Origin of the sequence: Paenibacillus dakarensis, from assembly GCF_001373415.1 — a bacterium.
In the GTDB taxonomy this organism is placed as follows: domain Bacteria; phylum Bacillota; class Bacilli; order Paenibacillales; family Paenibacillaceae; genus Paenibacillus_AQ; species Paenibacillus_AQ dakarensis.
The window spans coordinates 51,327-69,191 of record NZ_CDSE01000098.1; the positions used below are offsets into that span (position 1 = coordinate 51,327).

The 17,865-nt window shown below is 47.3% G+C and carries 16 protein-coding genes; 8 read left to right on the forward strand and 8 right to left on the reverse strand.

The features are described 5' to 3' along the window. Window positions 1-3: 3 nt before the first annotated feature. The 3 genes from BN1234_RS21225 to BN1234_RS21235 form a co-directional block, all read right to left on the reverse strand. Window positions 4-729 carry a MerR family transcriptional regulator gene (locus BN1234_RS21225; RefSeq protein ID WP_054958633.1) on the reverse strand — a complete coding sequence of 242 codons (726 nt, stop codon included), beginning with the start codon at window positions 727-729 and terminating at the stop codon, window positions 4-6. Between the two features lie 339 nt (window positions 730-1,068). Beyond that, on the reverse strand, window positions 1,069-1,266 hold the full coding sequence (locus tag BN1234_RS21230; RefSeq protein ID WP_054958634.1) for a YwbE family protein: 198 nt from the start codon (window positions 1,264-1,266) through the stop codon (window positions 1,069-1,071). Window positions 1,267-1,413: 147 nt separating this feature from the next. Beyond that, window positions 1,414-2,223, reverse strand: coding sequence for a C40 family peptidase (locus BN1234_RS21235; protein WP_054958635.1), 810 nt, complete (start codon window positions 2,221-2,223; stop codon window positions 1,414-1,416). 381 nt (window positions 2,224-2,604) lie between these two features. Between BN1234_RS21235 and BN1234_RS21240 the strand changes: the two genes are divergently transcribed. After that, complete coding sequence (locus BN1234_RS21240) at window positions 2,605-3,288, forward strand: response regulator transcription factor (RefSeq protein WP_054958636.1); 684 nt, start codon at window positions 2,605-2,607, stop codon at window positions 3,286-3,288. Further along, complete coding sequence (locus BN1234_RS21245) at window positions 3,288-4,790, forward strand: HAMP domain-containing sensor histidine kinase (RefSeq protein ID WP_054958637.1); 1,503 nt, start codon at window positions 3,288-3,290, stop codon at window positions 4,788-4,790. Before BN1234_RS21240 ends, BN1234_RS21245 begins: the two co-directional genes overlap by 1 nt. A gap of 132 nt (window positions 4,791-4,922) precedes the next feature. On the opposite strand, the gene BN1234_RS21250 is transcribed toward BN1234_RS21245, so the two are convergent. The 5 genes from BN1234_RS21250 to BN1234_RS21270 all read right to left on the reverse strand — a co-directional run bounded on the left by BN1234_RS21250 (window position 4,923) and on the right by BN1234_RS21270 (window position 11,563). Continuing rightward, window positions 4,923-7,730 (reverse strand): ABC transporter permease, encoded by a 2,808-nt coding sequence (locus BN1234_RS21250; RefSeq protein ID WP_054958638.1) that lies wholly within the window; start codon window positions 7,728-7,730, stop codon window positions 4,923-4,925. A gap of 3 nt (window positions 7,731-7,733) precedes the next feature. Beyond that, window positions 7,734-8,447 (reverse strand): ABC transporter ATP-binding protein, encoded by a 714-nt coding sequence (locus BN1234_RS21255; protein ID WP_054958639.1) that lies wholly within the window; start codon window positions 8,445-8,447, stop codon window positions 7,734-7,736. An 85-nt stretch (window positions 8,448-8,532) separates the two neighbouring features. Continuing rightward, the gene (locus BN1234_RS21260; RefSeq protein WP_170308100.1) at window positions 8,533-9,546 is read right to left on the reverse strand and encodes a sensor histidine kinase; all 1,014 of its coding nucleotides are present in this window, start codon (window positions 9,544-9,546) and stop codon (window positions 8,533-8,535) included. Window positions 9,547-9,548: 2 nt separating this feature from the next. After that, complete coding sequence (locus BN1234_RS21265) at window positions 9,549-10,265, reverse strand: response regulator transcription factor (protein WP_054958641.1); 717 nt, start codon at window positions 10,263-10,265, stop codon at window positions 9,549-9,551. 176 nt (window positions 10,266-10,441) lie between these two features. Next, a complete protein-coding gene (locus tag BN1234_RS21270) occupies window positions 10,442-11,563 on the reverse strand; it encodes an NADH-dependent flavin oxidoreductase (RefSeq protein ID WP_054958642.1) in 1,122 nt (373 codons plus the stop codon). A gap of 278 nt (window positions 11,564-11,841) precedes the next feature. Here BN1234_RS21270 and BN1234_RS21275 point away from each other — a divergent pair, with 278 nt between their 5' ends. The 6 genes from BN1234_RS21275 to BN1234_RS21300 form a co-directional block, all read left to right on the forward strand. Continuing rightward, window positions 11,842-12,543 (forward strand): response regulator transcription factor, encoded by a 702-nt coding sequence (locus BN1234_RS21275; RefSeq protein ID WP_054958643.1) that lies wholly within the window; start codon window positions 11,842-11,844, stop codon window positions 12,541-12,543. Next, window positions 12,540-13,532 carry a HAMP domain-containing histidine kinase gene (locus BN1234_RS21280; protein WP_054958644.1) on the forward strand — a complete coding sequence of 331 codons (993 nt, stop codon included), beginning with the start codon at window positions 12,540-12,542 and terminating at the stop codon, window positions 13,530-13,532. Before BN1234_RS21275 ends, BN1234_RS21280 begins: the two co-directional genes overlap by 4 nt. Before the next feature lie 98 nt (window positions 13,533-13,630). Beyond that, on the forward strand, window positions 13,631-14,401 hold the full coding sequence (locus BN1234_RS21285) for an ABC transporter ATP-binding protein (protein ID WP_054958645.1): 771 nt from the start codon (window positions 13,631-13,633) through the stop codon (window positions 14,399-14,401). Continuing rightward, window positions 14,376-16,319, forward strand: coding sequence for an FtsX-like permease family protein (locus BN1234_RS21290; protein WP_054958646.1), 1,944 nt, complete (start codon window positions 14,376-14,378; stop codon window positions 16,317-16,319). Before BN1234_RS21285 ends, BN1234_RS21290 begins: the two co-directional genes overlap by 26 nt. Window positions 16,320-16,390: 71 nt before the next feature. After that, window positions 16,391-17,002 (forward strand): DedA family protein, encoded by a 612-nt coding sequence (locus BN1234_RS21295; RefSeq protein WP_054958647.1) that lies wholly within the window; start codon window positions 16,391-16,393, stop codon window positions 17,000-17,002. A 47-nt stretch (window positions 17,003-17,049) separates the two neighbouring features. Then, a partial coding sequence (locus BN1234_RS21300; RefSeq protein WP_054958648.1) for an undecaprenyl-diphosphate phosphatase occupies window positions 17,050-17,865 on the forward strand: 816 nt, incomplete at its 3' end.

Here is a 17,865-nt window from a genome sequence, read left to right on the forward strand (position 1 = left end):
GAGTCAAATCTGCTCTTCCGCATAGATTTTCATGCCTTCACGTAAATATTCTGCCAATTGCGGATGGTACCCGGCATAGAGCTGTCTAAAATCTTCATGCTCCACATAAATATCCCCCAGACCGGCGTAAATTTCTTTGGTAGGGGTATAAAAGCGGCTGACCCATTCATAATGCCGATGAATCGTTTTTTGCACAGAAGGACTGCCGGGATCCTTACCGCTCTCCAATGCATTACACAAATCCAGATAGATTTGATCCGCTTCCCTTTGGGTGTCTAAATAGTCCTCTTTTGTCCATTGCTGCTGTGTGGCATCCTTTACGCCTGCATATTCATCCTGCAGAGCCAGATCAAAGCCTTCATATAGACGCTGAGCTGCTACCGGCGTTTCATGCTGCTCTACATAATTAATAGTGTTGTCGATTGTATTCACAAGCGACTGGATGCGGCGCTGCTTCTCGATCAGCCGCTCCTTATGAAGCAAAAGAGCTTCTGTATGATTTTGCTTCTTCTCATCCATCATGACCTTGATTTCACTCAAGGGCACCAGCTGTTCACGTAATAGCATAATTTGCTGCAAATCCAGCAGCTGGCGTTGCCCGTAAAGGAAAATGCCATGATCGTCCTTATCACTCGGACTGAGAAGACCGGACTGATTGTAGTATTGCAGCATCTCCACGCTGAGACCGGACATCCGGGATAACTCCTCTATTGTATAGGTATAAGACATCAATCTTTCACCCCCCTCCCCTTTAAACATACTTCGTTACATTCATAATTACATTCATCAGAAGAAACACTATCTAGTATTGTTATATTAGGTTCAACCATTTTAAGGAATGGTTAAACATCGAATCAGATTCCTTCCTCCTGCAGCATCACTACGAATGCGGCATTCCGCCTTCTCCGTTGTAGAATAGTCCTCTAAGTTCCCTTAGCCTGGCATAAAAAATGCACCCCCTAGAATTACATCGGATATACCCAGGGTTTCCAATGTTTATTCTAAGAGGTGCATTTCACGGAGGCAGGACGTTCGATTCTTAATTTTGATCCATGATATCCGAACTTCCTAAGTGCTGTGAATAATTTTGACACGTCCTACCTGACCGTCTTGAAGACGAACTTTAATGCCATGCGGATGATGCGGAGAATTCGTTAATATGTCCTTCACAATTCCCCTTGTCAGCTTTCCGGTCCGCTGGTCCTGCTTCAGCACAATCTCTACTTCAAGCCCCGGTTTGATATCGGAGCGGTTCTGCCCGTTCATAGCTGTCACTCCTGTTCATTCTCTCATTCTTGTGTCCATCCGATTATGTTACACGATACGGAAATTCACTCTTAAATGCAAATATGAAAACGCGGATGCAAGGTTCTTCAACCTGTACATCCGCAAGTTATGAATCCGATTATTCTTTTATAGTACACTTCCGCCAAAGAGGAAGCGGTTCTTCCAGGAGCTGCTGAAATCGCCGACTAATACACCGCCGGATTTTTGCGAGTACGTATGCAGAAGCTTATTGTCTCCAAGGTAGATCGCTACATGTGTAATACGTTCCTTGGACTTGTCCACTCCGGCATAGTCGGAGGACGAAGATCCCTTGTAACTCATGAAGAAGACCAAATCGCCGCGCTTCAGTTCGCTAAGCTTGCTGACATCTGTGCCCTTCTCTTTAATCCATGCTCCTTGTGTACGGGAATTGCTTGGCAGCTTAATGCCTGCGCCCTCCAGGTATGCTTGACGGACAAAGTCGGAGCAGTCAAATGTTGTTGTCGTGTTGCGGTCCGAGCCATATTCATAAGGTGTGCCCAAATATTTCATTCCGGTCTGGATTACCTTTTCAATCACTGCAGAGCTGCTCGTATTCGAGTTCTCATTGCCGTTAGAAGAACTTCCGCCGCTGCCTTGGTTGGAGCTGCTAAGAACCTTGATATATTTCGAAGAAGCGTACCCCTGCTTCCCAGCGCTTGTCTTCACTTGGTACCACTTGCTACTGCTCTTAGCAATGATCTGAACCTTTTCTCCCTTTTTGATCTTAGCCACAATTTTACCTGAAGTTGAAGGTAAACTTCTCATGTTTACATTTCCTGTAGCTTGTCCTTGTTGGACAGTTGCCTGTGTGGTGGATGCGGCAGCTGCATGTGTTACTGGCCCTAATGTATATGAACCTATGATCGCGCCAGACAACAGTGCTCCCGCCATGATCTTCTTCCAATTCTTATGCATATTAAAGTTCCCCCTTGATGTCGTATAACTCAGGAATACCGAAGACCAAGCCCCGTTTTCCTGTCCCCCATTATAGACAGGCCAAAACCGGGACGGCATGCACCTATTTTCACAAATCCCCCTCCAATTTCCTCCATTATCTAGGACTTTAGTCGCTAATTTAATATAATATTGGAATTAAATGATAATAATTGTAAATACACTTTTGAACATATTTCTAATTAATTGGATGAAATAAACAAGGAATAACCGATATAAAAACGGGTCAGCAGCATTCAAATTTTTCATCCATATCGTGTTCAGGAGAATTTCAGCATTTCGTTGTATTATTAAAATTAGCAGATAAAAGATGCTGGGATATAGCCTTATGGAGGAAGAGCGATGAATCATATGGAAGGCATAAAAATATTACTTGTAGATGATGAACCGAATATTTTGCAATTTTTAGAGCTGGGTCTTCGTAGTGAAGGTTTTACGGTTAAAACGGCTATGGATGGAACAAGTGCAATTCAAATCGCTGAGCAATTCAAGCCGCATGTCATCATACTCGACATTATGATGCCGGGGATGGATGGAATTGAGGTATGCCGGCAGTTAAAACAGAATGGTAATGAAGCGGCGATTATTATGCTTACAGCTAAAGATGAGGTGACTGATCGCGTACGGGGTCTGACAACCGGAGCTGACGATTATATGATCAAGCCGTTCAGTTTCGAGGAACTGCTCGCCCGGATTCAAGCACGGCTGCGCAATCAGTTCTCATATCTTTTCGGCGAGGTTACCTTGGGACCGTTTCGAATAGATGACCGCAAGAAAGAGATTTCGTACATGGGACATGCCCTTGTGCTATCCCCCACTGAGTATGAGCTGCTGAAGCTGCTGGTTACCAAACATGGCACTGTCTTGAGCAAAAGCAAGATTTTGAACATCGTCTGGGATTATGATTTTGGCGGGGAGGATAATATCGTGGAGGTATATATCCGCTCTTTGCGCGAGAAGCTGGGAGATAAGGATCATGTCATTATTCGTACCCTGCGGGGCGCGGGCTATCGGGTTGACTTGTGATGAACAATGCTAAAACAGCCTGGTTTCGCAGGCCCGGATCATTACGTGTCCAGCTGTTATCAAGATCTCTTCTCGTTCTTGCGATCCTTCTCGTTCTTATCGGACTCCTGCAGTATGTATGGATGAAAAATGTAATGTACCGCAGCCAGGCAGATGCCATGATTACGGAGCTGCGTTCGGTACCAAGAGAGCTCTGGGATGATTCAGGAAAGCTGCCGGATCAGAATCGCCCTGGGCATATTAACAGCGGTAAGCAGGAGAATGCAGGGCAAACCGGACGAAGACCGGTATTCTTCATGCCGGATACTTCGCTGGCCTTTATCGAAGCCGACGGAAGCTTTAACGATCTGCAGATGAATGGAGGTTACAGTTCACCCCAGCTGTCGGCAGATCAGTATCAATCTATTCTTAAGAGCATGAAGGAACGGAGGCCGCCTGAATACCAAGTTGTAAAAGGCCAAGAAGGTTCGAAGCAATTGCTCGTATTCCTTCCGGCCGGCAGTCCAAATCATTCGTCCGGCCTCCTGCAGATGGGAAAGAACATCCAGCCGCTTCAGCATGTGATAACTGGCCAGCTTGTAACTTTCACTATACTCGCTTTACTTGCTATGGCTGGAGGACTTCTGCTCTATTTGCCGATCCTAAGAAGGACACTGCAGCCGCTCAATCAAATGGTGGAGGCGGTAAAGCGCACGGATGCCGGTAATCTCACCTGCCATTTCCCGGTTAATCAAGGGCAGCAGGAAATCGACCGTCTGGCGGAGTCGTTTAACGGTATGCTCGAACGCCTGGACCATTCATTCCAGGCTGAACGGGAATCGAAGGAGCAGATGCGCCGCTTTATCGCAGATGCATCCCATGAGCTGCGAACCCCTCTGACCTCTATTCACGGATTTCTGGAAGTACTGCTCCGGGGAGCGGCGAATCAGCCGGAACAGCTGGAAGCAGCTTTACGCAGTATGCACGGAGAGTCAAACCGAATGAAGAAGCTGATTGAAGATCTGCTGCTTCTCGCCAAGCTGGACCGCGCGCCTGAGCTCCAGCTTCAGGATACTCAAATGGAACTGCTTATAAAGGAAATGCAGCCTCATCTGGAAATGATGGCAGGAGAGCGTCAGGTCAGCTTTCATCTGGAGAAGGGCATTCACTGCGTATGTGATCCGGACAAATTCAAGCAAGTGGTACTGAACCTGTTCCATAATGCCGTTCAGCACACGGATGCTCGAAAAGGTAACATTGAAATTAGTTTAAGCTTAAGTACCAGCAGCCAGCATGTTGTCCTTACAGTAAGTGATAACGGATCCGGCATACCGGAAGAGCATCTGCCTCATCTGTTCGAGCGGTTTTACCGAAGCGATACCTCTCGCAGCCGTAAATATGGAGGCTCCGGGCTTGGTCTTGCGATCACCCAGTCGATTGTAGCGGCTCATGGAGGTACGATTGAGGTAGAGAGCAAGCCTGGAGAAGGCTCTGCCTTTCGCGTTTTGATTCCTTTCACATAAATGATAAAGGACTGTCCTAATTAGTGGGCATGCTCTCCATGGATATGGTGTCTAACCAACCATGGGGTGCACTCCCGCTCTGGGACAGTCCTTTTTATGATACATGTAAGTTCAAGTACTGCGGCACATTGTTTATTCCATATAACGAAATGCCTCTGCCGGTGACAATTGTTGGGCTTTCCGGGCAGGCATCGACGTGCTGAACAGCGTCAACAGTGTGGCTCCTACATAATAGAGCAGGAACTTATTCCAAGGAAGCTCCACAGTTCCCCTCTTCAACTCCTCAATTCCATCCTGTAAGAACGCCTGACTCATCAAATAACCGCTATAGGCACCCATTATAGCTCCAATCGTAATACCCAGAACTGCAATAACCATACCTTCTAATGTGAATCCATGACGAATCTGGGCTCCTGTCATCCCAATCGCGCGCAGCATACCGAACTGCTGTCTCCGCTCGGCAAAAGAACGCAGCATGATAATCAGAAGTCCTGTAGTCCCGATAAACACAGCTAGTGCATTAAAGCCTTCGAACAATCCGAAGAATACACGCAGATAACCACTCCCCTGCTCGCCGAGCTCTTGAGGATCAATCAGCGGATATATATTCATAGCGCTCAATTCACTCTTGAGCGGTTCCCAGTCAGCCTTCGTTCCCCCGCTCTCCGCTTCCTTAAAAAGAAGCAAACTTGAAACGGATTGATCTGCATACTCCTCAGCAAAAGCCTCAGAAGACATCCAGATCCCTTGGGCAGTAAGATTGTTTACCGCGTTTGGATGCACTTCGGTTATAGCTGCAATCCTTTTACGTATTTCAAATGGTTTACTGTTCTCCTCGCCTGGACTATAACGCAATCTCTCCGCATCTGGTATGAGCATATCCCCCGCTGAAAGATGGCTCAGACCGATCGTTCTGAGGAAACTGTCACTAACAATAATCCATTCCGGGTCTGAAACGACCGTATTCCATGCCTCCAGATCATTTTCAATTCCCAGCGCCCTCTGTTTCAACGTCATATTCTGCATTTTTCCATAATCTTCCGAAATCCCGTAGACACTTTGTTTATACCCAAACGGCAGCTCCTTCGTCGGTACGATGACATACTGCATCCCTTCCAAGATATCTTTAGCAGACGATTCCCGTTTCTCACTTAACATTTCATGAGTAATGACCTCGGAAGTCACTGCATATCGATCAAAACCTCCAGTCGCTTCTCTTGGGTTCACTAGTCCGAATCGGTTGTCCACCATTAAGCCGAATACTGCAGAAAAACAAGTCAGAAATAAAACACAGGAAAACATCAGCAGGTGCAAAACGGTTCTTCGCTTATAATACAGCGGATAACGTAAAGATATTTTCAGTACGCCTCTCCATTTGCCGAGCGGCGCAAGGATGGCATACAGCGTATTCAGAATTAGCGGGAGCAGCAGTACGGCTGAGACCGCGGCAAGGCCCAGGATGAAAAAACATACCATTATGATGCCAAACGGGTCGACGGCCGGAAAGCTGATGCTTTTCAAAAAATCGTCCGTTGCTGTATAAATTATCGTTCCGATCATGACTGCAAACACTGCCCCGCCTGAGATCCACCTGATGGCTTTATGCTGCCTTACAGTGTGATGTTTCTCCGCTAATGCCGGGATTAGCGACTCTACAATGCTTATTTTTAACGGTTTTCCGCTCACCTGCAGGATACTAATCATAATTAGAATCATTCCCAGGCAAAATGCAGCCAGTAGACGAAGAAGATCAGGATGCGGTTCAAAGTGTACCGAAAGCCCCTCTTCACTCATCATAACCTGACTTAAGACAGGGCCAATCTGAGATACCAATATATTTGCTAACAGCACGCCGACGACCAGGCCAAGCAATCCTGAAATCAACGCATACCAAAAACCTTCAAGCAGCAGCAAGCCGCGAACCTGGGACGAATTCATGCCAATCGCCCGCAGAATACCGATCTCCTGCCGCCTTTCCTCGGTCATCATCTGAAATAAATTGATAATAAATAGCATCCCGATGAAGATCGAGGTTAAACTGGAAATCGTAAAAATCGGCAGCAGCTTTGTCGCGCCCTGTAAGCGATCCATGGCGGACATTGCCGTATACCGAATGTTCCAATCATCATTAATGAAGTAGGCTGAGTAATTGTTTATGCTTGTATAATCCGTATTTGGAAGAAGCAGTACCCGGTTGACTGTTCCATCAGGAATGTTTAACACTTGGGCGGCCGTTTCGTCATGGATGACGACAGACGCCACTGTCTTCTCCTCGCCTGGGTAAGCAAGCAGCCCTTTCGCCTCCACGACCTTGGCGACCTTTAGCGTCGTTTCTCTTCCACGGGCTGAAAGCATGACATCTTGACCAGGAGCTGCATCAAGCTTCTCTGCCGTTCGCGAATCCAGCCATATCTCTCCTTGAAGAGGTGAGAGCTCAGATGCCTGCTTTATATATGTTTGAATAGACTTATCCTCGGAAGCCGCCTTAATTCCCCAATCAGGAAATGCATATAGCATGGTTTTTGGCTGTATTCGAAGTGGGTGCCCGCTATCATTCTGCTTATACACCGTAACCTCACCCATAATTGTAGAAATATAGCCTTCGTAGAATTTGGCCTCTTCTATGTCTCCTGAAAGTCGTTCAAGGTCTTTCTCTGTAAAGCCGGATACCTGGTTCCGCTCGGCAGAAATCTCAGCGTTAATGGGACCGAATCTCTCCTTCATATAATCATCTGCGCTTCGCTCCATAGAGAACTGAAACTGAAGGGCGGCTGCGATCAGAGCCGTGCTCATGATCCCTCCGATCAGGGCGTATACACTTCTCTTTCGCTGTGACCAGATATTTCGAAAAGACATTCGTCTAAGATGGGGATGTTCTCTCATATAACCTATTTGTTGAATCATGATAAGGAGCCCAATGGCAGCTATGACGTACAGCATCGTTTAGATCCCCCCGCCATCGTTTCGTTTCTCGTGGATGACTTTTCCGCTATCCATATAGATGATTCGTGATGTTATCGATGCGATATGAGGATCATGCGTTACAATAACGAACGTAGTACCTTCTTCATGATTCAGATGCTGGATCAATTGCAATACCTTATCCGTAGTCTCACGGTCCAGTGCGCCTGTCGGCTCGTCCGCCCATATGATCTGAGGATTGTGTACCAAAGCTCTCGCTATAGCCACCCGCTGCTGCTGCCCTCCTGACATATGCGCAGGCTTATGAAACCGCCGTTCATAGAGACCCACTTTCCCAAGTGCCTCCATCGCTTTTTTGCGCGATTCAGAAGGGGATTCCCCCTGGCTTAACAATGGCAGCTCCACATTCTCCACCGCTGTCAGTACAGGAATGAGATTGTAGTTCTGAAATACAAAACCCATTGACGTTCCCCGAAGTATGTCCTTCTGCTTCTCTTTCATTTGGTGTAGAGCTTGTCCCTTAAACCATATCTCTCCGGATGTGAGGGTATCCATTCCCGATAAACAGTGCAGCAGTGTTGATTTACCGCAGCCCGACGGTCCCATGATGGCTGTCATTTCACCTTGGAGCAGGCTTAAACTTACACCCCGAAGCGCTTCAGTACGACCTTCACCCCGGCCAAAATTTTTCTTCACATCGCTGCAATGAAGCAGCTCATCTTCTTTATGATTCATCTGTATTCTCCTCTCCCCCGCTTCTTTTGCTCTTGATTGTAGCAATCACCTATCAAGGACGATTCAAGAAGTTGTTAAGAAGTTATCAAGATTGGGGGAATAACGGAACTGTAAACTGAAAAACCGCTCCTTTACCCGGATTGCTGTCCACCGATATGCTGCCTTCATGAGCCTCCACATAATGCTTCGCTATAGCCAGCCCCAGTCCCATACCACCTTTGGAACGCTGTCTTGAAGCATCGGCCCGGTAAAACCGCTGGAATACATAGGGGAGATGCTCCAGAGAAATCCCTTGGCCTGAGTTCCGTACAACTACAGTGATCACATATTGATGAATCCGGGCTTCGATTTCGATAGAGCCGAAATCGGGCGTATAACTCACTGCATTGCCTATCAAGTTAATGAGCACCTGTTCCATCCGCTGCTTGTCGCATAGTACCTGCCCGCTCGCTGTCTTTATCTCACACTGAATTTCTCTCTCTGCTGCCTCAGCCTCAAAGCGCTCCCAGACAAGATCTATCAGCTCAGAGAATTCCACCCACTCATAGTTCATTCTGAGCTTTCCTGATTCAGCAAGACTTAGCTCTCTCAAGTCATGAATCAACCTGCTGAGCCGGGATGTCTCATCAATTAAAGGCAGTAATTGTTCCGGTTTACAATCGATACTCCCTTCCAAAATGCTCTCCACCTGTCCGCGAATAACAGATAAAGGTGTTCTCATTTCATGGACGGCATCGGCCAGAATTCTCTCCTTGGTATTCGATTCCTCCTTAATCTTATAAATCAGAACCTTGGTATACTGCATAAGCTGCTGCCATTCGTCTTTATCCTCCTCCTTGTTATTAGCTTCCACCCCCGGAGGTAGGTTATCCAATATTCTTTTCATATCTTTTCTGATCGGAGTCCCAATATATGAAGCAGCTGCATATACCCCAATAACTCCCAAAATAAGAAGCATCACGGCCAGCCATAGCTTGAAATCGCTCCATAAAACCGCAGAGAAGACATTTTGTTCGGAGCTCCATATATACAGACTTATGAATCCGATTCCAGTTATCATCTGCAATATGCTGAATAATATCGCTAATTTCTTGTTCATACTCATACAACAACCTCAAATTTGTACCCCACACCAAATACCGTCAGAATCATCTCCGGCTGATCCGCATTCCGCTCGATCTTCTTTCTTATATTTCGGATATGCGTATCTATCGTCCTCTCATATCCTGCATAAGCTGTCCCCATGGCCTGCTCCAGCAGCTGAATTCGGCTGTACACTCTTCCGGGAACGCGAGACAGAGCAGACAGGAGTTTAAACTCGGTTGAGGTTAGCTCAACCGAAACCCCCTCTATGTATACTTGATGCTTTTCCGGGTCAAGCAGCAGTCGACCGCGCTCGACTGCCGAGTTTCCCGCTGACCCAGACGTTAAGCCCGAAGAATGCTCCTTCATCTCATACGCTCTGCGAATATGCACCTTTACCCGAACCGCCAGCTCGCGGATCGAAAACGGCTTGGTCATATAATCATCGGCTCCGAGCTCCAGCACAGTCAATTTGTCCAGCTCTTCTGATTTTGCGGTCAGGAACAGGATCGGAGCAGGTGATTCCTCTCTGATTCTTCTGCATAATGTCTTGCCGTCCATTCCCGGCAGCATCCAGTCCAATATATATAACGAGACCTTATCCTGAATAGATAAAGCCAGAGCTTCTTCCCCATTCGCTGCTTCAAGTACCCGGTAACCCTCATTACGCAAATAATCTGCGGTAATGCTGCGAAGCTGATGTTCATCCTCTACAATCAATAATGTATGCTGCATAATGACCACCCTATTCTATTTCTATTATCTTCCATTAATATCATAGTATCGTAGGCTTGTCAGCTTCCTTTATCGATTGTTCACAAAAAAATACACCCCTTAAATTCATTGGAGAGACCAAACCCTGGTCATTCCAACATTTATAAAAGGAGTGTATTTGTGTTTATGATGTTTTTTTAGGCATCGACAGGGAACCATCCCGTCCGCTCCATGATATAATGCCACAGCAGATCCGGGATAACCAGCAGCTCCTGATCCTGCTTACTGAGCGTGGTCTTGATCTCCGATTCTCGGCCATCTGCTACCTTGGAGACCCAATCCGGCTCCATGATCAGCTCGCGGCCAAGAGCTACAAGTTCAGCGCCTGTCTGAAGCACCTCCACAGCTTCATCCGGTGTATGAACACTACCAACGCCAATAACAGGCACTCTGCCTTGGACGGCATCTACAATCCACTCCAAACGAGTCTTACTGTTATCTGCACCTTCCCTTGGCTTAGATCTGTAATCCATCAGGGATACGTGTAAATAATCAAGACCTTGATCTGCCAGTGTATCAACCAGCTTCAAGGTGTCATCCATCGTAATACCAGGAGTTGTTGCTTCCTCCGGTGAAAAACGATAACCAATCATAAAAGGAGCTTTCGCATGCTCTGCTGCTACCCGCTTCACTTCATTTACCACGGCGAGCGGGAAAGCCATTCGTTTATCCACACTTCCTCCCCAGCGATCTTCGCGAGTATTGGAATGCGGAGAGAAGAACTGCTGAATGAGGTAGCCATTAGCACCATGTATTTCAACGCCGTCATATCCGGCTTCAATCGCTCTTCGGGTTGTTTCACCGAAATCACGGATAATATCCTCAATTTCAGAGTCAGACAGACTGCGGGGAAGGACATCCGGCTGCTCTGCAGATGCTACTGCACTTGCACTGACAACATCGCCATGTACAAGTTCCGGCGGACAGGATCGGCCTCCATGGAATATTTGCAGAACGGCTTTTGCCCCCTGACCTTGAATAGCCTCCGCTAGACGGCGCAAACCCGGGATCATCTCATCAGAGTCCCCGGCGAACTCGCCTGGAAACCCCTTGCCGTTCGCGGTAACATATGTGCATGCAGTAACGACTATGCCTACGCCGCCTGATCTGCGTGTATAATAATTAATCTCCATATCAGACACCGTACCGTCCTCATTCGAGGCGTAATTCGTCATCGGTGCCATCACAATTCGATTCTTGATCTTCATGTTATTCTTCAATTCCAATTCTTTGAATAGCTGAGAATATTGCTCCTTCATCATTTAATCCTCCCATCTAGGTTGTTCAATTCGTTACATGATACTTTAAAACAACTAAGCCGCTTTTAATCACGGGCGAATTGCCCCATATAAAGCTCAATCATTAATTTGAATAGCTTATAACCATACTAGCTAGTAGAACAAAAACTATAAAATCCTGCGCCTGCATACGCTTGAATGTCTCCCTAAAGGTATTCGTTTTTTTCCTTTGGGATCGACAATTTGGTACAATTACAGTCATATATGTACGTTCATGCCTGAAAAAGGGGATTTTCGATATGTTCAAAATATTTATCGTAGAAGATGACCAGCATCTGGTCAGCCTGCTTAAAGAACATCTTCATAAATTTGGCTACACCACGCAGTCCGTGGACGACTTCGAGACTGTACGCAGTCAATTCGAACAGTATGATCCGCAGCTCGTCCTGCTCGACGTCAATCTTCCTAAATATGACGGCTACTATTGGTGCCGCCAGTTCCGCAGCATTTCTACCTGCCCTATTGTGTTCATCTCTGCCCGCGACGGCAAAATGGATCAGGTTATGGCGCTCGAGAACGGTGCTGACGATTATATTACCAAGCCATTTGATTACGAAATCGCGATGGCCAAAATCAAGAGCCAGCTCCGGCGGGCTTACGGCTCCTACGCTGCTTCCAATAATGAACGCACGCTGACCGTTGGTGGTCTTACGCTGGATGTGGACCGGCTTTCTCTCTCTCTTGGTGATGCCCGGACAGATCTTAGCCACACCGAGGCCAAAATTCTGGATGAACTTATGCAGAGATCCGGACAAGTTGTCAGCCGGGACCGACTGCTTGAGAAGATATGGGACGATCAAGCTTTTGTTGATGACAATACGCTTAACGTATACGTTACACGTGTACGTAAAAAGCTCGCTCAGCTCGGTATCGAGGAGAGTGTACAGACGATCCGGGGGCGCGGCTATCGCCTTAGTCCGAATTGGAGAGATGAGACATGAAACTATTTTTGCGTGAACAGCGTCCTTTGATCTTCGTATACATAGCCCAGCTTCTCATCGTTACACTTATTTATTGGCTGGACGGGTTTCGGAATATGGAGGTTAGCATTTACGCATGCCTGATTAGCGGCTGCCTGCTTCTCGGTTACCTTGTCTTCCGTTATACCGCCAACCGGTCGTTCTATACCCGGCTGGAGCAGCCTCATGCGTCTCCCGAACCGTTCCAGGGAGAATTCTCGGGTGTGCCTTCCCAGACCCCGTTAGCCGAGGCCTTGCAGCAGGTGCTGCGGAGCCAGTTTCGCAGCTACACCACTGATCTGCAAAACTATAAACATAAGATCGAGTCTCATCTTCAGTTCATCAATCAATGGGCTCATCAAATGAAAACCCCGATATCTGTTATCCATCTGATCCTGCAGAAGAAGGACGACCCTGACTCTACCGCGATCGGAGACGAATTAGACCGACTGAAGAAAGGGCTTGATCTCGTGCTTCACACCGCCCGTCTTGATACATTTGAGCGTGATTTCTATGTGGAAACACTGCAGCTGGAAGCCATCGTACGCTCAGCCGCATCCGAACAGAAACGCCTCTTTATCCGTCGCAGAATCTTTCCTTCGATAGAAGTAGAGCCCTCTATATCGGTTACCTCAGATGAAAAATGGCTATCCTTCGTATTATCCCAGCTTATTACGAATGCAGTCCGTTATACCGCATCGGAGCGGGGGAAACTCTATTTCAAGGGGTACCGCCAGGGCCAGGAGGTTGTACTGGAAATTCGCGATGAAGGAATCGGTATCCCGGCAAGTGATCTGCCGCGTGTATTCGATCCTTACTTCACTGGCGAGAATGGTAGACGCTATCAAGAATCGACCGGGATGGGCCTGTATTTGGTGAAGCAGATATGCAGCAAGCTCGGCCATGACCTGTCCATTGAATCTACAGTTGGTGAGGGAACGACCGTCCGCATTATATTTCACTGCTCGTGAACCTTACAGAGTTGTAAGGTAACTGTAAGCTATCAACATAGCAGCAGCTTCGTGCACAATCTACAATAAAACTACAAGGCGAGGAGTGTGAAAAAAGGATGGCCATCCTGAATGTCAAGCATCTATCCAAAATTTACGAAGGCCGGGTAGCACATCAGGCGCTGAACCATATTCATTTTTCCGCCGAGCAGGGTGAATTTGTGGGCATTATGGGGCCATCCGGCAGTGGAAAAACGACCCTGCTCAACCTGATTGCAACCATCGATCAGCCAACCTCCGGCGAGGTAAGCATTAACGGGCGCAATCCGCATCTTCTGGATCGCAAGGAAGCTGCGCTGTTTCGCCGGCGTGAGCTGGGTTTTGTGTTTCAGCACTTCAATCTGCTTGACACACTCACGGTTGAAGAGAATATCGTTCTACCGCTAACCCTGGATGGAGAGTCCTTGCGTGAAATGGACAGAAAGCTGAGTGATATCGCTGATAAGCTCGGAATCCGGTCCATTTTAAATAAACGCACCTACGAAATTTCCGGGGGCCAAATGCAGAGGACGGCGATTGCACGGGCACTGATTCAGCAGCCTTCCCTTATTCTTGCCGATGAGCCGACAGGAAATCTGGATTCCACAGCCTCCAAGGAGGTCTTGCAAGCATTATCCGGCATGAGTAAAGATGCTTCCGCCACGGTGCTCATGGTAACGCATGATCCTGTGGCTGCCAGCTATTGTGACCGGGTCTTGTTCATTAAAGACGGCCAGCTGTACAACGAGATCTATTGTGGTGACAACCGTCAGGCTTTTTTCCAGAAGATCATCGACATGCTTGCCCTGCTCGGGGGAGGAAGCCATGAACTTTCAGCAATTCGTTTTTAGAAACGTGATCAGGAATAAGCGCACCTATGCCGCTTACTTTCTGAGCAGCTCCTTCTCGGTCATGATTTTTTTTGTGTGTGCGCTGTTTATCTTTAACCCGCAAATCAAAGATGAAATGTTTTACCCCGTGGTGCTTCAGGCCATGGTTGGTGCAGAGCTGATCATGTACATTTTCTCGTTCTTTTTCGTGCTGTATTCGGTGAGCTCTTTTTTGAAAACACGGAAACGGGAATTCGGTGTTCTGTTTATGCACGGAATGACGCAGGGGCAGTTCAATAGAATGGTTTTTCTTGAAAATATGATTATCGGCACAGGCTCGATCCTGACCGGAATTGGTTCGGGGATCATTACGGGTAAGCTGTTTCTCATGGCAGGGGCTGCCTTTCTCGGCATTCCCCCACTGCCCTTTCACTTGTCAATTCAAGCGATTGGGCTAACCGTGGGCGGTTATTTGCTGCTGTTCGTTCTGATCTCGCTGTTTACATCACTGATGCTTCGTCCAAATACATTGATTGAGCTGTTTCAGTCCGGTTTGAAACCGAAGCCTGAAGCAAAAGTGTCGCCGCTGCTGTCACTGCTTGCTGCCGTGCTTTTGTTGGTCAGTTATACACTCGCGGCAACAACGACGTCGGCTACCCTAATGTATCGCATGGTTCCCGTAACGCTGATGACCATAATCGGCACTTACCTGCTGTATACACAGCTTAGCATTTTTATCATAAGACTGATGAAACGAAGCAGGCTGTTCACCTGGAGACGGACCCGTCTGATCTCGCTCTCGAGTCTGGACTTCCGGTTAAAAGACAATGCCCAGATGTTATTCATGGTGACGACCGTCCTTGCCGTTTCTTTCTGTTCCGTCGGCGTATTTGCTTCAATCCCTGTGCTGACCAAACAGTTTAACGAGGATTATCCCGCCGCCATTGGTTATATGGCAAAAGCAGGCGATCTACTGGAGGCGCAGCACTTACACGAGATTAGGCAGGAACTGAAGGAAAGATCCATTCCGTTTGAATCCCTGTCAATCCCGGTTAAATATGTTAGCGTTGAGTCTTCTACAGTCAAAGATCCGCCGGAGCAGCTGCCGCTGCTGTCCTTCTCGGATTACCGGAAGGCTGCGGTCATGGCCGGCTTTCCTTTTGAAGAGGAGCCCATAACCGGAAACCATGCGCTCGTGCTCGTCAATTCACAGAATAACCGGACTCATATACGGGAACGCGCACAAGCCGCCTATACACTCCAGGGCCTGGAAGCCGAGATTTCTGAAATCGGATATACCCGCTATGTAGCCATTCCGGAATACTTACTTCCGGAGCTGGATGAAGATTCTCTGTTCGGCGGACTTGTCGTTAGCGACGCTCGCTTCAATCAAATCGCATCACCCGAGAGAACGGATCATTATACAGGCTTTTATGTGGAGGATTTTCAAGAGACCGAAGGCATTGCCTCCCACATATCAACCAGAGGAGCCGTCCGTTATGAGATGGACAAACCTTATGCCCTTACGGTTAGCGGAACCCTGTTTGCGTTAAGAAGCAGCTTATACAGCATGATGCTGTTTGCTGCCTTATTAGTAGGAACGGTGTTCTTTTTCGCCGCAGGAAGCTTTCTTTATTTCCGGTTGTATGCGGATTTAGATTATGATTTCCGCTTCTACGCCACCATCTCCCGAATGGGATTGACGGATCGTGAGTTCAGCCGTATTGTAACAGGACAGCTGGCTCTATTATTTTTTGTACCCATTGGTACGGCGATTCTTCACAGCATCTTTGCTTTCATTGCCCTGCAGAGCTACTTCTTCCTGTCGATTGCCGCCGAGATGGGCATTGTGCTTGTCGGTTTCCTTATTGCTCAGGTTCTGTATTTTCTGTTCATTCGAAGCCAGTACCTGAGAAAGCTTAAAAAGGCGCTTATATAATATCGCTGGAACCGGGATTGTTCGTGAATGAATATGCTTGAATTTTAATCATTTGAAAGAGGTGTACGTACTTGGAAAATTGGATTACACATTTTATGGAACAGTTCGGTTACATCGGAATCCTGCTGATGATCGCACTGGAGAATGTCTTTCCTCCTATTCCATCCGAAGTGGTATTGACTTTTGGCGGTTTCATGACAACCTATACAGATCTTACAGTTCCTGGTGTTATTCTGTCAGCTACTATCGGTTCTGTCGTGGGGGCTGTTATACTATATGGTATCGGTCTGCTGCTTGATGTGGAAAGACTGGAGAAAATCATTGATCGCTGGGGCCATATTTTACGGGTAAAAAAAGAGGATATCCATAAAGCAGATTCGTGGTTTGACAAGTACGGATACTGGACAGTGTTCTTCTGCCGAATGATTCCACTGATCCGCAGCTTGATCTCCATTCCTGCCGGAATGTCTAACATGAAATTCGGCATGTTCTTGTTGTTCACGACGCTCGGGACGCTCATCTGGAATGTACTGCTCGTCGTTCTGGGTGCCATTCTCGGCGAGTCATGGGAAGACATACTGGCCTTTATGGATGTATACTCTAATATAGCCTATGCCATTATTGCCGTTGCAGCCGTTGTATTTGTTGTGCTCTTCATCCGGAAGCGGAGAAAATCCGCTTAGGTCTAAATTGGCACTAATCTATTGTAATAAGGGAGAGATTCGCGTTTATGGATTTTATTTTATTTATTAAAGCCATTATTCTCGGTATGGTAGAGGGCTTGACCGAATTCGCTCCTGTATCCTCTACAGGCCATATGATCATTGTTGACGATATGTGGCTGCAGTCTGAACAATTCTTGACCAAATATGTAGCTAATACGTTTAAAGTCGTTATTCAGCTGGGATCTATTCTCGCCGTGCTTGTCGTGTTCAAGGACCGCTTCCTCGATCTTTTGCATATTAAACGCAAAAATCCGGATCAGAACGCTCCTGCCGGAACTGGTCGCTTGAAGCTGACTCAGGTCATTGTCGGATTGATTCCAGCCGGTGTGCTTGGTCTCCTGTTCGAGGATTATATCGATGAGCACCTGTTCTCTATTGAAACGGTAGTGATTGGCCTTGTCATCGGTGCAATCTTCATGATCATTGCGGACAAGTTCAGCAAAAAGGAGCCTCGCGTTGTCACGGTTGACCAGATAACATACAAGCAGGCTTTCAGTGTTGGCTTGATTCAGTGCTTGTCGCTCTGGCCAGGCTTCTCCCGCTCGGGTTCAACGATTTCCGGTGGGGTTATGCTCGGTATGAGCCACCGTGCAGCTGCGGACTTTACGTTCATTATGGCCGTGCCGATTATGTTCGGAGCCAGCTTTCTGTCGTTGTTGAAAAACCTGGAGTATTTTACGATGAGTGCTCTGCCATTCTTTATCGCCGGCTTCATCAGTGCATTCGTGTTCGCGCTGATTTCGATTCGCTTCTTCCTGAAGCTGATCAACAAGATCAAACTCGTGCCGTTTGCGGTTTATCGTATTTTGCTGGCGGTTGTT

What these genes read in the sequence shown, in the direction of transcription:
- BN1234_RS21260 (WP_170308100.1), bottom strand. Translation starts at nt 9,546, where the DNA reads ATGAACAAGAAATTAGCGATATTATTCAGCATATTGCAGATGATAACT.
- BN1234_RS21225 (WP_054958633.1), bottom strand. Translation starts at nt 729, where the DNA reads ATGTCTTATACCTATACAATAGAGGAGTTATCCCGGATGTCCGGTCTC.
- BN1234_RS21255 (WP_054958639.1), bottom strand. Translation starts at nt 8,447, where the DNA reads ATGAATCATAAAGAAGATGAGCTGCTTCATTGCAGCGATGTGAAGAAA.
- BN1234_RS21235 (WP_054958635.1), bottom strand. Translation starts at nt 2,223, where the DNA reads ATGCATAAGAATTGGAAGAAGATCATGGCGGGAGCACTGTTGTCTGGC.
- BN1234_RS21230 (WP_054958634.1), bottom strand. Translation starts at nt 1,266, where the DNA reads ATGAACGGGCAGAACCGCTCCGATATCAAACCGGGGCTTGAAGTAGAG.
- BN1234_RS21265 (WP_054958641.1), bottom strand. Translation starts at nt 10,265, where the DNA reads ATGCAGCATACATTATTGATTGTAGAGGATGAACATCAGCTTCGCAGC.
- BN1234_RS21290 (WP_054958646.1), top strand. Translation starts at nt 14,376, where the DNA reads ATGAACTTTCAGCAATTCGTTTTTAGAAACGTGATCAGGAATAAGCGC.
- BN1234_RS21245 (WP_054958637.1), top strand. Translation starts at nt 3,288, where the DNA reads ATGAACAATGCTAAAACAGCCTGGTTTCGCAGGCCCGGATCATTACGT.
- BN1234_RS21285 (WP_054958645.1), top strand. Translation starts at nt 13,631, where the DNA reads ATGGCCATCCTGAATGTCAAGCATCTATCCAAAATTTACGAAGGCCGG.
- BN1234_RS21270 (WP_054958642.1), bottom strand. Translation starts at nt 11,563, where the DNA reads ATGAAGGAGCAATATTCTCAGCTATTCAAAGAATTGGAATTGAAGAAT.
- BN1234_RS21240 (WP_054958636.1), top strand. Translation starts at nt 2,605, where the DNA reads ATGAATCATATGGAAGGCATAAAAATATTACTTGTAGATGATGAACCG.
- BN1234_RS21280 (WP_054958644.1), top strand. Translation starts at nt 12,540, where the DNA reads ATGAAACTATTTTTGCGTGAACAGCGTCCTTTGATCTTCGTATACATA.
- BN1234_RS21275 (WP_054958643.1), top strand. Translation starts at nt 11,842, where the DNA reads ATGTTCAAAATATTTATCGTAGAAGATGACCAGCATCTGGTCAGCCTG.
- BN1234_RS21250 (WP_054958638.1), bottom strand. Translation starts at nt 7,730, where the DNA reads ATGCTGTACGTCATAGCTGCCATTGGGCTCCTTATCATGATTCAACAA.